Here is a 13,084-nt window from a genome sequence, read left to right on the forward strand (position 1 = left end):
CGAAAAACTGAGGGGTTTTCGATTCTCGCGTGACATAGCAAGTGAACCCTTCATTCACTTTCAGGAAAACAGTCCGCATGCCCAGCACAACACCTTTTTACGTCTCTTCCGTTTCCAGCACATGCCGCCGCAGCGTGGCGGCGCTGGCCGTCAGCCAGGCCCTGTGGCTGCTCGCCGCCAGCGGCGCCTCGGCTGCCGCCCCCCTTGCCCAGGCAGCCAATGCAGCGCGCATCGAACTGGCGATACCGGCCGGCACCCTGGAACAGGTGCTGGTGCGCTTCGGCCAGGAGACGGGCACCATGATTTCTTACCAGGCCGCCAGCCTGGCGGGCAAGCGCAGTGCCGGACTGACGGGCAGCTACAGCGTGCCCGAGGCGCTGGGCGCCATTGTCGCCGGCTCGGGCTTGCGCGCCGTGCCGCAGGCGAATGGCGGTTATGTGCTCGACGTGGCGGCGGCCGAGGGCGGCCAGACCATGCCCGAGATGAAGGTCAGCGCCAGCTTTGATGCGAACGGCGCGACGGAAGGCAGCGGTGCCTATACGACACAGAGCATGCGTTCGGCCACGCGCCTGGGCCTGTCCGTGCGCGAGACGCCGCAAGCCGTCAGCGTGGTCACGCGCCAGCAGATGGATGACCAGAACCTGCAAACGGTGGAAGAGGTGCTGCAAAACGCGGCCGGCGTGGCCATCAACCGCTACGACAGCGACCGCACCTCATTCTTCGCGCGCGGCTTTTCCATCGCCAGCTACCAGTACGACGGCATTCCCACCACGGTCGACAATGCGTTCAGCGTGGGCGACAGCACGCTGGACATGACGGCCTACGACCGGGTCGAGATCGTGCGCGGTGCCACCGGCCTGCTGACGGGCGCGGGCGAGCCGTCGGCCACCATCAACCTGGTGCGCAAGCGCGCGTCATCTCGGCAGCTCTGGCCGGGAATGCGGCCCTGAGCCTGGGTTCCTGGAACAATGCGCGCGCCAGCGCCGACCTGTCCACGCCCTTGAGCAGCGATGGCAAGGTGCGTGGGCGCGTCGTGGCCAGCTACCAGGACAGCGAATCGTATGTGAGTCTGTATCACGCCAGGAAGGCCATGGCCTACGCCACCGTGGAAGCGGACCTGGCGCCCGGCAGCGTGCTGATCGCCGGCTATGAATACCAGGATAACCGCCCGCGCGGCGGCATGTATGGCGGCTTGCCGCTGTGGTATGCGGATGGCGAACGGGCCGCCTTGCCGCGTTCCGCCACCACGGCCACCACCTGGAGCCGCTGGTTCAGCACCAGCCAGACGGCTTTTCTGCGCCTGGAGCAAAGCCTGGGTAGCGGCTGGAACCTGACGGCCATGCTGAATCACGGTTGGGGCAGTTACTCGGCGGCGGAGCTTTTCGCCAATACCTGGCCGGACAAGGCCACGGGTCAGGGCGTGACGGGCTACACCGGCTTTTACTCGGGCACGCGGCGCCAGGACAGCGTCGACGCCTATGTGCAGGGGCCGCTGCAGCTGCTGGGCCGTACGCACGACCTGGCGTTTGGCGTCTCGGGCAGTAACCAGTTTGCCAGCAATCCGGGCATCTCGGGTGGCAGCGTCGACTACGGCAATTTCCATCAATGGCAGGGCGTGACGCCGGAACCGGACTGGAATGACCCGAATTTCTCGCGCTGGCAGTTGCTCGACACGGTGCAGCAGCGCGGCATCTACGGCACGGCGCGCTTTTCGCTGGCCGACCCGTTGAAACTGATCGTCGGCGCGCGCTACAGCCGTTACAAGGCTGACCACGTCGATGACTGGGGCGGCAGCTACGCCTACGCCAAGCATGCCGTCACGCCGTATGCGGGGCTGGTATGGGATATCGATGCGCAGCATGCGCTGTACACCAGCTACAGCAAGATATTCAAGCCGCAGGGCTACCAGGACCGGTTCGGCCGCTACCTCGATCCTGTGCAGGGCAAGAATCTGGAAGCGGGCGTGAAGGGCGAGTATTTCGGCGGCAAGCTCAATGCGGCGCTGGCCGTGTTCCGCATCGCGCAGGATGGCCTGGCGCAGGAAGACACGGGCCATTTTGTCGGCAATTCACTGACGCAGGCGTATTACGCGGCAGCCGGTACCACCAGCAAGGGTGTGGAACTCGATGTCTCGGGCGAACTGGCGCAAGGCTGGAATGTGTCGGCCAGCGTGTCGCATGCGGCGGCCGAGGACAACGCGGGCGCGCGCTTGAACAGCTATGTGCCGCAAACCCTGGCGCGCGTGTTTTCCACGTATCAGCTGCATGGCGATTGGCGGGCGTTATCGCTGGGCGGGGGCGTGAACTGGCAGAGCGGCGCCTACCGCGATGCCAGCGGGCCGAATGGCACGCAGCGCGTGGAGCAGGGCGGTTATGCCGTGGCCAGCCTGATGGCGAAATACGCGCTGTCGCGCCAGCTGTCCCTGCAGGCGAACATCAACAACCTGTTCGACAAGCATTACTACAGCCAGCTTGGCATGTATAACCAGGGTTATTGGGGCGCGCCGCGCAACGCCAGCGTTACCCTGCGCTACCTCTTCTGATGTATCAGAATGGCCAGGCCTGTTTGGTCACGGCCACGGCGACGATGTAGGCGAAGACCAGCACGGCGCCCACGAAGGCGGCGCCGCGCACGGCTGGCGTCTTGCCCCGTTTCAGGGCGATGGTGCCCAACACGATATAGGCCACCAGCGCGCACAGCTTGGCGGCCAGCCAGGGCTGGCTGCCCGGCGACTGGCCGCTCCACACGGCCAGGGTGATGGCGCTGGCCAGCAGGGCCGTGTCGACCAGGTGGGGCAATATCTTCACCCAGCGCTGCTGCAGCGCGGGCGAGGCGCGCAGCATCCAGGCGCCGCGCAAGAGGAAAAGAAAGCCGCTGGCGGCGGCGCAGCCCATGTGGAAATGCTTGAGGCTCAGATAGTCCATGCGTGATGTGGTGGGCGTTGATTGATGGTGGCGCCAGCATAGCCGCCTTTGGCGCGCCGCGCCATACACCGTCGGGATGAGACGCTGCTAACGCAGGAATTTCACGTACACGAGTTCCGGGTCGCCTTCATCGAGATGGTCGATCTGGCCGCTGCGCACGAAGCCCGCGCTGGCGAACAGCTGTTGCGCGGCCAGGTTGGATTGGTTCGTCGACGTGAAAATTTTCCCTGTCCGGCACGCGTCTGCGGCGGCGGCCAGCAGGCGCAAACCCGCGCCGCGCCGCTGCTGGCCGGGAGCGACCACCACCAGCGAGACAAAACCGTGGCCGAAGAAGTCGTCGTGCGTGAGGACATAGCCGGCGACCTGGCCAGCGCGGATGGCCACCTGGCAGTGCCCCTTGCCGACGGCGGCGCGCACGGCGTCGCCCCGGCTGGCGTGCGCCTGCGCGTAGGCGTCGCAGGCCAGCATGGCTGCCACATCGCCCGGCAGCGCCGCGCGCGTGATGATGGTGTCTGTTGCGTGAATGTTCTGCATGCCGCTCCTTTTCTCCAGGCGCCGAGTGTGCCAAAAATACCTGCGTTTGTAAAACACCCGCCATCCAGCCTAGGCCCATACCGCGCCATCTAGTTACTTTTGCCGATACGGCTATCCAGATTGCCTTTCCAGAATCACCCTGTGACCGATAGTGCCTTTCGACTCTGGCACGTAAGCTGGTCGGGACGGCTGGCCAGACGGCCAGTGCATTCATGGAGAAACATCGTGGCTACCCTAGATGGCACTAAGAACAACAGTAGTAACAAGGCAGTCGAACCCGGCATGCGGCGCAAGCAGTTTTCCGTGTTGGTCAGCAGTACCTTCGCATTTACCATCTGCTTTGCAGTCTGGATGATGTTTGCCGTGCTCGGCATCCCCATCAAGACCAGCCTGGGCTTGACTGAAACGCAATTCGGCCTGCTGGCCGCCATGCCCGTGCTGACGGGCTCCCTCGTGCGCGTGCCGCTGGGCATCTGGACGGACAAATACGGCGGACGCCGCGTCTTCTTTTGGCTGATGTTGGCCAGCGTCGTGCCGATCTACCTGATTTCCTACGCCACCGCCTATTGGCACTTCCTCGTGCTGGGCATGTTCGTCGGCCTGGCGGGCGGCTCGTTTTCCGTCGGCACGCCGTATGTGGCGCGCTGGTATGAAAAGGAGCGCCGCGGCCTGGCGATGGGCATCTTCGGCGCCGGCAACTCCGGTTCCGCGCTGACCAAGTTCGTTGCGCCGGGCATCGTCGCCGCCTTCGGCTGGCAGATGCTGCCCAAGGTGTACGCGGTCGCCATGCTGGCCACGGCCATCATCTTTTGGCTGTTTTCATTCACGGATAAATCGCACCTGGCGCCATCGGGCGAAAGTTTTTCGGCGCAGATGAAGGTGCTGAAGGACCCGCGCGTATGGCGCTACTGCCAGTACTACTCGGTGGTGTTTGGCGGCTACGTGGCGCTGGCGCTGTGGATGACGAAATATTACGTGGCCGAATACGGTTTTGATTTGAAGCACGCGGCGCTGCTGGCTGCCTGCTTCTCGCTGCCGGGCGGCGTGTTGCGCGCGTTTGGCGGCTGGATCTCCGACAAATACGGCGCGGCGAAAGTCACCTGGGCCGTGATGTGGGTGTGCTGGGTGTGCTTCTTCCTGCTGTCGTATCCGCAAACGCAGATGGTCGTGGAAACCGTCACGGGTCCGCTGGCTTTCCACATCGGCCTGTCGCCGCTGTGGTTCACCGTGCTGCTGTTCATCGTCGGCATCGCCATGGCCGTCGGCAAGGCGTCCGTCTTCAAGTTCATCGGCGATGACTTTTCCGACAACATCGGCGCCGTCTCGGGCGTGGTGGGCCTGGCCGGCGGCCTGGGAGGCTTCATCCTGCCCGTGATGTTCGGCGCCCTGGTGGACTTCACGGGCGTGCGTTCGAGCTCCTTCATGCTCTTGTACGGCACCGTCTGCGTTTCCCTCGTCTGGATGTATTTCTCGTTCAAGCCGCTGCGTGCGGCGACTATCAATCAACCTGCAGGAGTACAAGCATGAGCAGATATATGATCAATACCTGGGAGCCGGAAACCCCGAGCTTCTGGCAAAACACGGGCAAGGCCACGGCCGCGCGCAATCTGTGGATATCGATTCCCGCGCTGCTGCTGGCGTTCGCCGTGTGGATGGTGTGGAGCGTGGTGGTGGTCAACCTGCCCAACATCGGTTTTACTTACAGTAACAACCAGCTGTTCTGGCTGACGGCCTTGCCGGGACTGTCCGGCGCCACCTTGCGCATCTTTTATTCGTTCATGGTGCCGATCTTCGGCGGGCGCCGCTGGACGGCCATTTCCACGGGCTCGCTGCTGATTCCCGCCATCGGCATCGGCCTGGCCGTGCAGGATGTGAACACGGGCTATCCGACCATGTTGATCCTGGCGCTGCTGTGCGGCTTCGGCGGCGGCAATTTCGCCTCGTCGATGGCCAACATCAGCTTTTTCTATCCAAAGGCGAGCAAGGGCTTCGCGCTGGGCATGAATGCGGGCCTGGGCAACCTGGGCGTATCGGTGGTGCAGTTCGTCGTGCCGCTGGTGATCACGTTTGCCGTCTTCGGCGCCTGGGGCGGCGATTCGCTCACCTGGGTGAAAAATGGCGTGAGCAAGGACATGTGGCTGCAAAACGCGGGCTTCATCTGGGTGCCGTTCATCGCGCTGTCCACCTTGCTGGCCTGGTTCGGCATGAATGACCTGGCGTCGGCCAAGGCCTCGTTTTCCGAACAGGCCGTGATCTTCAAGCGCAAGCACAACTGGCTCATGTGCTGGCTGTACACGGGCACCTTCGGCTCCTTCATCGGTTATTCGGCCGCGTTTCCGCTGCTGATCAAGATCCAGTTTCCCGACGTGAACCCGCTCGACTACGCTTTCCTGGGACCATTGGTCGGCGCGCTGGCGAGGGTGGCCGGCGGCGTGATTTCCGATAAATTGGGCGGCGCCAGAGTTACCCTGTGGTCGTTCCTGCTGATGATAGCCGCCGTGCTGGGCGTGCTGTACTTCATGCCGCAGGCCGGAGTGGGCGGCAGCTTCAATGGCTTCTTCTGGATGTTCATGCTGCTGTTCGCCGGCACGGGTGTCGGCAATGCGTCGACCTTCCGCATGATTCCCGTGATCTTTTTGACGGAACACCAGCGCGCTGCCGCCGGCAAGGGCAAGGCGGTGCAGGAGCAAGCCATCCTTGACGCCAACAAGGAAGGCGCCGCCGTCCTGGGCTTCACGTCGGCCGTGGCCGCGTATGGCGCCTTCTTCATCCCGAAAAGCTATGGCACCTCGATCGCGCTGACGGGCAGCCCCGACGCGGCCCTGTGGTGCTTCATCGGCTTTTATGTCAGCTGCATCGCGATCACCTGGTGGTGCTATGCGCGCAAGAATGCGGCGATGCCTTGCTAAAGTTGGAACGTCTGGCAAGTCGTTTTTGCCAGACGTTGAGGAAATGAAAGTATGTCATGGAAGAACTGGAAAAATTCGTCAACGGCTTCAGCCTGTTTCAGCAGCAGTATTTCAGCGAGCCGCAAACCTTGTACGACAGCCTGCGCGACGGGCAGCGGCCTTCGACCTTGCTGATCGGCTGCTGCGATTCGCGCGTTGATCCCATGCTGTTGACGGGCAGCGACCCGGGCGACATGTTCGTCGTGCGTAATATCGCCAACCTGGTGCCGCCCTGTACCCCGGACGCGCCGCCCGGCGTCAGTTCGGCCATCGAGTTCGCCGTCTGCAAGCTCGAAGTGGCCAGGGTCATCGTGCTCGGACATGCGCGCTGCGGCGGCATCCGCGCGCTGCTGGAACCGCAGCCGCGCGCGGAAGGGCAGGAAACGGATTTCGTGGGACAGTGGATGCGCATCGCCGAACCGGTGGCACAAAGGGTGCGGCGCGAGCTGGCGCACCGCTCGTCGGCGGAACAGCACCATGCGTGCGAGCTGGCCAGCATCTTGCAGTCGCTGGACAACCTGCTCACCTATCCGTGGCTCAAGCGCAGGGTGGAGCAGGGATTATTGAAATTGCATGGATGGTATTTCGATATCGACAGCGGTGCGCTGATGGCGTATTCGGCGCGCCAGCAGCAGTTTTTGCCGCTGGTCTGTCCGATAGAAAGGGCGCGGCATTTGCATGAGCGCCCTTGGCCGGATGCAGGCAAGTAGGTTGGATTAGCGTAGCGTAATCCAACAGGGCGCCGTCAACAATGTGTCGGATTACGCGTGGCGTTGCCCCGCTAATCCGACCTACGTTACTTCAACTGAACCGTAACAAATCCCCGCTGCGGTCAAACGCCAGCAGGCTGTCGATGCGGCCTTGCTCGATGGCCGTCACCATGGCGCGCAGGGGCGCTTCGCATTCCTGCGCGGCGGGTGGTTGGCCCTCGCGGCCAGCCAGTCCCGCCACGAAGACCACGTCCCAGTGCGTCTGCATCTGTTTCGATTCCTCCTTCAACGTCTCGAAGCTGCCCAGTTCCTCGGGCAGCTTGTCGGCGCACATCACGGGCGTGAGGGACTTGCCCTGGCCGCCAGGCTGGGCTTGCGCCTGGGTAAAGGTGAACAGCAGGCGTTGCGGCTGCTCCTGGTTGCGGGCGCTGCTCAGCAGGCTGGCGTAATCGGTAATCGGCATGATGCTCTTTCTCTGTGTTGAACGATGACGACAGGTATACCGCAGCTCCGCCTTGTCGCCCATAGGCAATAGTGACTATCCGGGTGACTACGCGCCTATGCATTCCTGGTGCCGGAAACCGACTTCTTGCCAATACCGCCGGGCGCGGCGCATCGATAGACTGTTTGTATCGACGCTTGAGCCATCCTGCTTGCAGCGTTTTTTAAGACCTGGCGCCGCTGTCGGCGGCGCAATGTGGAGGTAGCATGAGTCACTTTCTGGACCGCCTGAAATTTTTTAGCAAGCCCGCCGAGCCGTTTTCAAACGGCCATGGCACCGTGGTCGATGAAGACCGTACCTGGGAAAACGCCTACCGCCAGCGCTGGCAGCACGACAAGATCGTGCGCTCCACGCATGGCGTGAACTGTACCGGCTCGTGCAGCTGGAAGGTGTATGTCAAGAACGGCCTGATCACCTGGGAAACCCAGCAAACCGATTACCCGCGCACGCGGCCCGACCTGCCCAACCACGAACCGCGCGGCTGCCCGCGCGGCGCCAGCTATTCCTGGTACGTGTATTCGGCCCAGCGCGTGAAATACCCGATGGTGCGCGGCCGCCTGATGGAAATGTGGCGCGAAGCGCGCAAGACCATGGATCCCGTCACGGCCTGGGACTGGATCAGCCAGGACCCCGTGCGCTCGCAGCAGTACAAATCCATCCGCGGCCTGGGTGGCTTCGTGCGCGCCACGTGGGAAGAATCGAATGAAATCATCGCCGCCGCGAATGCGCTGACGATCAAAAAATACGGCCCGGACCGCATCGTCGGCTTCTCGCCGATTCCCGCCATGTCCATGGTCAGCTACGCCTCCGGCACGCGCTACCTGTCGCTGATCGGCGGCGTGGCCCTGAGCTTCTATGACTGGTACTGCGACTTGCCGCCAGCCAGCCCGCAAGTGTGGGGCGAGCAGACGGACGTGCCGGAATCGGCCGACTGGTACAACTCGACCTATCTGATGGTGTGGGGCTCGAACGTGCCGATGACGCGCACGCCGGATGCCCACTTCTATACGGAAGTGCGCTACAAGGGCACGAAAACCGTCGCCATCTCGTCCGACTATGGCGAAATGGTGAAGTTCGGCGACATCTGGCTGGCCCCGAAGCAGGGCACGGACGCCGCGCTGGCGCTGGCCATGGGCCACGTCATCCTCAAGGAATTCCACTCGGAAGGGCAGAGCGCCTACTTCCGCGACTATGCGCGCCAGTACACGGACTTCCCCATGCTGGTGCTGCTCAAGGAGCATAACGGCACCCTGGTGCCCGACTACTTCCTGCGTGCTTCGCACCTGGACAACAACCTCGACGAAACCAACAATCCGGAATGGAAAACCCTCGTCATCGACGAGACCACGGGTGCCATCACGGCGCCGGCCGGCTCCATCGGCTTCCGCTGGGGCGAGTCGGGCAAGTGGAACCTGGAGCAAAAAGCGGGCGGCAGCGGCGCGCCCATCGTGCCGATGCTCTCCATGATCAACGACAGCGACGCCGTCACGGAAGTGGGCTTCGCCTACTTCGGCGGCAAGGACGCGTCCGACATGCTGTTGCGCAAAGTGCCGGTGAAAACCATCCGCCTGGCTGACGGCACGACGGGCCTGGTCACCACCGTGTTCGACCTGACGCTGGCCAACTACGGCATCGACCGTGGCCTCGGCGGCGCCAATGTCGCGGAAAGCTATGACGACGACGTGCCGTACACCCCCGCGTGGCAAGAGAAGCACACGGGCGTGAAACGCGCCGACGTCATCACCGTGGCGCGCCAGTTTGCGCAAAACGCGGACCAGACGCGCGGCAAGAGCATGGTCATCGTGGGCGCCGGCCTGAATCACTGGTACCACATGGACATGACGTACCGCGGCATCATCAACATGCTGATGATGTGCGGCTGTATCGGCCAGTCCGGTGGTGGCTGGGCCCATTACGTGGGCCAGGAAAAGCTGCGTCCGCAAACGGGCTGGACACCTTTGGCCTTCGCCCAGGACTGGGTGCGTCCGATGCGCCAGATGAACGGCACCTCGTTCTTCTATGCCCACACGAGCCAGTGGCGCCACGAAAAGCTGGAAACGGGCGACATCGCCTCGCCATCGGCGGCCGGCGGCACGGGCGACCTGACCCTGCTCGACTACAACGCCAAGGCGGAACGCATGGGCTGGCTGCCATCGGCGCCGCAGCTGCAAACCAATCCGCTGGAAGTGGCCAAGGCCGCCAAGGCGGCAGGGCAGGCGCCGGCCGCATATGCGCTCGACCAGATCAAGGCGGGCCAGTTGCAGTTCTCGTGCGACGACCCGGACAACCCGGCCAACTTCCCGCGCAATATGTTTGTCTGGCGCTCGAATATCCTCGGCAGCTCGGGCAAGGGCCACGAATACTTCCTGAAATACCTGCTCGGCACGCAGAATGGCTTGCTCAGCGACGAGGACGATTGCATCACGCCGAAACAGGTGAAAGTGCGCCCGGCCGCCGAAGGCAAGCTCGATCTGCTGGTGGTGCTGGACTTCCGCATGTCGACCACCTGCCTGTATGGCGACGTGGTGCTGCCGACGGCTACCTGGTACGAAAAGGATGACTTGAACACGTCGGACATGCATCCGTTTATCCACCCGCTGTCCGAAGCCGTGCAGCCCTTGTGGCAATCGAAGTCGGACTGGGAAATTTACAAGGGCATCGCCGAGAAATTCTCGGAAATCGGCGGCGAGCTGCTGGGCACCCAGCAAGACATCATCCTCACGCCGCTGATGCACGACACGCCGGGTGAACTGGGTCAGCCTTTCGATCCCAAGGACTGGCGCGCCGGCGAATGCGACGCCATTCCCGGCAAGACCATGCCGAACATGACGGTGGTCGAACGCAATTACCGCGACGTGTACAAGAAGTTCACCTCGATCGGCCCGCTGCTGGAAACCATCGGCAACGGCGGCAAGGGCATCTCCTGGAAAACGGGGCATGAAGTCGACGTCCTGCGCGGCATCAACCGCACGGTGCTGGAAGAAGGCGTGTCGAAGGGCCAGCCGCGCCTCGATACGGCCATCGATGCGGCCGAGATGATTCTGTCGCTGGCGCCGGAAACGAATGGCCACGTGGCCGTGAAAGCCTGGGCCGCGCTGTCCGCCATCACGGGACGCGAGCATACGCATCTGGCGCTGCCGCGCGAGCATGACAGCATCCGCTTCCGCGATGTGCAGGCGCAGCCGCGCAAGATCATTTCCTCGCCCACCTGGTCGGGCCTGGAAAGCGAAGAAGTCAGCTACACGGCCGGCTATACCAATGTGCATGAACTGATCCCTTGGCGCACCCTGACGGGCCGCCAGCAGTTCTACCAGGATCATTTGTGGATGCGCGATTTCGGCGAGGGACTGTGCGTGTACAAGCCGGCCATCAACACGAAGACTACGGAAGCGCTGCTGGGCACCAAGCCGAACGGCAACAAGGAACTGGCGCTGAACTTCCTCACACCGCACCAGAAGTGGGGCATCCACTCCACGTATTCGGACAATCTGCGCATGCTGACCCTGTCGCGCGGCGGACCGCACGTGTGGCTGTCGGAGGCGGACGCGCAGACGGCCGGCATCGTCGACAACGACTGGATCGAAGTCTTCAACGTGAATGGCAGCCTGACGGCGCGTGCCATCGTCAGCCAGCGCATCCCGGCCGGCATGACGATGATGTACCACGCCCAGGAAAAGATCATCAACGTGCCTGGCGCGGAGATGACGGGCAAGCGGGGCGGCATCCATAACTCGGTGACGCGGGCCGTGCCCAAGCCGACGCACATGATCGGCGGCTACGCCCAGCTGGCGTACGGCTTCAATTACTACGGCACGGTGGGCTCCAACCGCGATGAATTCGTATTGGTGCGCAAGATGAACAAGGTTGACTGGCTCGAAGGCCCGTTGCAGGAAGAAGGAGCATAGTATGAAAATCAGAGCGCAAATCGGCATGGTACTGAACCTGGACAAGTGCATCGGCTGCCACACTTGTTCCGTCACCTGCAAGAACGTATGGACCAGCCGCGACGGCGTCGAGTACGCATGGTTCAACAACGTGGAAACCAAGCCCGGCATCGGCTATCCGAAGCAGTGGGAAAACCAGGACAAGTGGAACGGCGGCTGGCGCCGCACGGATGCGGGCAAGATCGAGCCGCGCCAGGGCAGCCGCTTGAAGATTCTGGCGAATATCTTCGCCAACCCGAACCTGCCCGCCATCGACGAGTACTACGAGCCGTTCACCTACGACTACGAGCACCTGCAAAGCGCGCCGCTGTCGCAGACGCCGCCGACGGCCCGTCCGATCTCCGTGCTGACGGGGAAAAAGATGGAAAAAATCGAGTGGGGTCCGAACTGGGAAGATGATCTGGGCGGCGAGTTTGCCCAGCGTAGCAAGGATAAACTGTTCGACAATATGCAAAAGGAGATGTACGGCACGTTTGAAAACACCTTCATGATGTATCTGCCGCGCCTGTGCGAGCATTGCCTCAATCCGACGTGCGTGGCGTCTTGCCCGTCCGGCTCCGTGTACAAGCGCGAAGACGACGGCATCGTGCTGATCGACCAGGACAAGTGCCGCGGCTGGCGCATGTGCATCTCCGGTTGTCCGTACAAGAAGATTTACTACAATTGGTCGTCTGGCAAGGCCGAGAAGTGCACGTTCTGCTTCCCCCGCATCGAAGCTGGCCAGCCTACCGTGTGCTCGGAAACGTGCGTGGGCCGCATCCGCTACCTGGGCGTACTGCTGTACGACGCCGACAAGATCGAGGCTGCCGCCTCCGTGCCGCAAGAGCAGGACCTGTACCAGGCGCAGCTCGACCTGTTCCTCGATCCGCACGACCCGGCCATCATCGCCGAGGCGCGCCGCCAGGGCATTCCCGACCTGTGGCTGGAAGCGGCCGTCAAGTCGCCCGTCTACAAGATGGCCGTCGAGTGGAAAGTGGCGTTCCCGCTGCATCCCGAATACCGCACCTTGCCGATGGTGTGGTACGTGCCACCGCTGTCGCCGATCCAGGCGGCCGCCGAATCGGGCAAGCTGGGCGTGAACGGCATGCTGCCGGACACGCAAAGCCTGCGCATTCCGGTGCAGTACCTGGCCAATCTGCTGACGGCCGGCGACCAGCCGCCCATCGTCACGGCGCTGGACCGCATGCTGGCCATGCGTGCCTACATGCGCAGCAAGACCGTCGAGAAGGTGGAAAACCTCACGGTCCTGAAACAGGTGGGATTGACCAAGGCGCAGGTGGAGGACATGTACCACATCATGGCCATCGCCAATTACGAAGACCGCTTCGTCATCCCCAGCAGCCACAAGGAAATGGCCGAGGACAGCTTCAACGAGAAGGGTTCCTGCGGCTTCAGCTTCGGCAACGGCTGTTCGGATGGCACCAGCGAACCGACCTTGTTCGGCAAGAAAAAACATGGTTCGGCCATCTTCATGCAGATGCCGAAGTCGCGCAAAACGGCGCCAGGCGCTTAAGGAGCTGAT

10 protein-coding genes are annotated in these 13,084 nt (G+C 62.8%); 7 read left to right on the forward strand and 3 right to left on the reverse strand.

The window, feature by feature from the left end; translation table 11 throughout:
* Positions 1-77: 77 nt before the first annotated feature.
* Both KO539_RS09535 and KO539_RS09540 read left to right on the forward strand, forming a co-directional pair.
* Positions 78-950 carry an STN domain-containing protein gene (locus KO539_RS09535; protein WP_219308826.1) on the forward strand — a complete coding sequence of 291 codons (873 nt, stop codon included), beginning with the start codon at positions 78-80 and terminating at the stop codon, positions 948-950.
* A 50-nt stretch (positions 951-1,000) separates the two neighbouring features.
* The gene (locus tag KO539_RS09540; protein ID WP_219308829.1) at positions 1,001-2,542 is read left to right on the forward strand and encodes a TonB-dependent siderophore receptor; all 1,542 of its coding nucleotides are present in this window, start codon (positions 1,001-1,003) and stop codon (positions 2,540-2,542) included.
* A 4-nt stretch (positions 2,543-2,546) separates the two neighbouring features.
* Here the strand turns inward: KO539_RS09540 and KO539_RS09545 are convergent, their stop codons facing one another.
* Both KO539_RS09545 and KO539_RS09550 read right to left on the reverse strand, forming a co-directional pair.
* Entirely contained in the window at positions 2,547-2,924 is a 378-nt protein-coding gene (locus KO539_RS09545) for a SirB2 family protein (RefSeq protein ID WP_219308830.1), read from the reverse strand.
* An 87-nt stretch (positions 2,925-3,011) separates the two neighbouring features.
* A complete protein-coding gene (locus KO539_RS09550; RefSeq protein ID WP_219308831.1) occupies positions 3,012-3,458 on the reverse strand; it encodes a GNAT family N-acetyltransferase in 447 nt (148 codons plus the stop codon).
* A 282-nt stretch (positions 3,459-3,740) separates the two neighbouring features.
* Here KO539_RS09550 and KO539_RS09555 point away from each other — a divergent pair, with 282 nt between their 5' ends.
* From KO539_RS09555 to KO539_RS09565, 3 genes are read left to right on the forward strand one after another with little or no spacing between them, the layout of a single operon-like run.
* Entirely contained in the window at positions 3,741-4,985 is a 1,245-nt protein-coding gene (locus KO539_RS09555) for a nitrate/nitrite transporter (RefSeq protein ID WP_219309756.1), read from the forward strand.
* Entirely contained in the window at positions 4,982-6,367 is a 1,386-nt protein-coding gene (locus tag KO539_RS09560; RefSeq protein WP_219308832.1) for a NarK family nitrate/nitrite MFS transporter, read from the forward strand. The genes KO539_RS09555 and KO539_RS09560 overlap by 4 nt, the downstream gene beginning before the upstream one ends.
* 56 nt (positions 6,368-6,423) lie before the next feature.
* Entirely contained in the window at positions 6,424-7,116 is a 693-nt protein-coding gene (locus KO539_RS09565) for a carbonic anhydrase (RefSeq protein WP_035818389.1), read from the forward strand.
* Between the two features lie 91 nt (positions 7,117-7,207).
* Here the strand turns inward: KO539_RS09565 and KO539_RS09570 are convergent, their stop codons facing one another.
* Positions 7,208-7,579, reverse strand: coding sequence for a ribonucleotide reductase subunit alpha (locus tag KO539_RS09570; RefSeq protein ID WP_219308833.1), 372 nt, complete (start codon positions 7,577-7,579; stop codon positions 7,208-7,210).
* Positions 7,580-7,824: 245 nt separating this feature from the next.
* Between KO539_RS09570 and KO539_RS09575 the strand changes: the two genes are divergently transcribed.
* Both KO539_RS09575 and narH read left to right on the forward strand, forming a co-directional pair.
* The gene (locus tag KO539_RS09575) at positions 7,825-11,523 is read left to right on the forward strand and encodes a nitrate reductase subunit alpha (RefSeq protein ID WP_219308834.1); all 3,699 of its coding nucleotides are present in this window, start codon (positions 7,825-7,827) and stop codon (positions 11,521-11,523) included.
* Position 11,524: 1 nt separating this feature from the next.
* Positions 11,525-13,075 carry a nitrate reductase subunit beta gene (gene narH / locus KO539_RS09580; protein WP_034781611.1) on the forward strand — a complete coding sequence of 517 codons (1,551 nt, stop codon included), beginning with the start codon at positions 11,525-11,527 and terminating at the stop codon, positions 13,073-13,075.
* Positions 13,076-13,084: the final 9 nt, after the last annotated feature.

It is taken from the genome of Janthinobacterium sp. NKUCC06_STL, from assembly GCF_019345455.1.
GTDB lineage: Bacteria > Pseudomonadota > Gammaproteobacteria > Burkholderiales > Burkholderiaceae_D > Janthinobacterium > Janthinobacterium rivuli.

Bases quoted from the DNA above. Each gene is read 5' to 3' on its own strand.
- KO539_RS09565 (WP_035818389.1), top strand. From the start codon at position 6,424: ATGGAAGAACTGGAAAAATTCGTCAACGGCTTCAGCCTGTTTCAGCAG.
- KO539_RS09570 (WP_219308833.1), bottom strand. From the start codon at position 7,579: ATGCCGATTACCGATTACGCCAGCCTGCTGAGCAGCGCCCGCAACCAG.
- narH (WP_034781611.1), top strand. From the start codon at position 11,525: ATGAAAATCAGAGCGCAAATCGGCATGGTACTGAACCTGGACAAGTGC.
- KO539_RS09555 (WP_219309756.1), top strand. From the start codon at position 3,741: ATGCGGCGCAAGCAGTTTTCCGTGTTGGTCAGCAGTACCTTCGCATTT.
- KO539_RS09560 (WP_219308832.1), top strand. From the start codon at position 4,982: ATGAGCAGATATATGATCAATACCTGGGAGCCGGAAACCCCGAGCTTC.
- KO539_RS09535 (WP_219308826.1), top strand. From the start codon at position 78: ATGCCCAGCACAACACCTTTTTACGTCTCTTCCGTTTCCAGCACATGC.
- KO539_RS09550 (WP_219308831.1), bottom strand. From the start codon at position 3,458: ATGCAGAACATTCACGCAACAGACACCATCATCACGCGCGCGGCGCTG.
- KO539_RS09545 (WP_219308830.1), bottom strand. From the start codon at position 2,924: ATGGACTATCTGAGCCTCAAGCATTTCCACATGGGCTGCGCCGCCGCC.
- KO539_RS09575 (WP_219308834.1), top strand. From the start codon at position 7,825: ATGAGTCACTTTCTGGACCGCCTGAAATTTTTTAGCAAGCCCGCCGAG.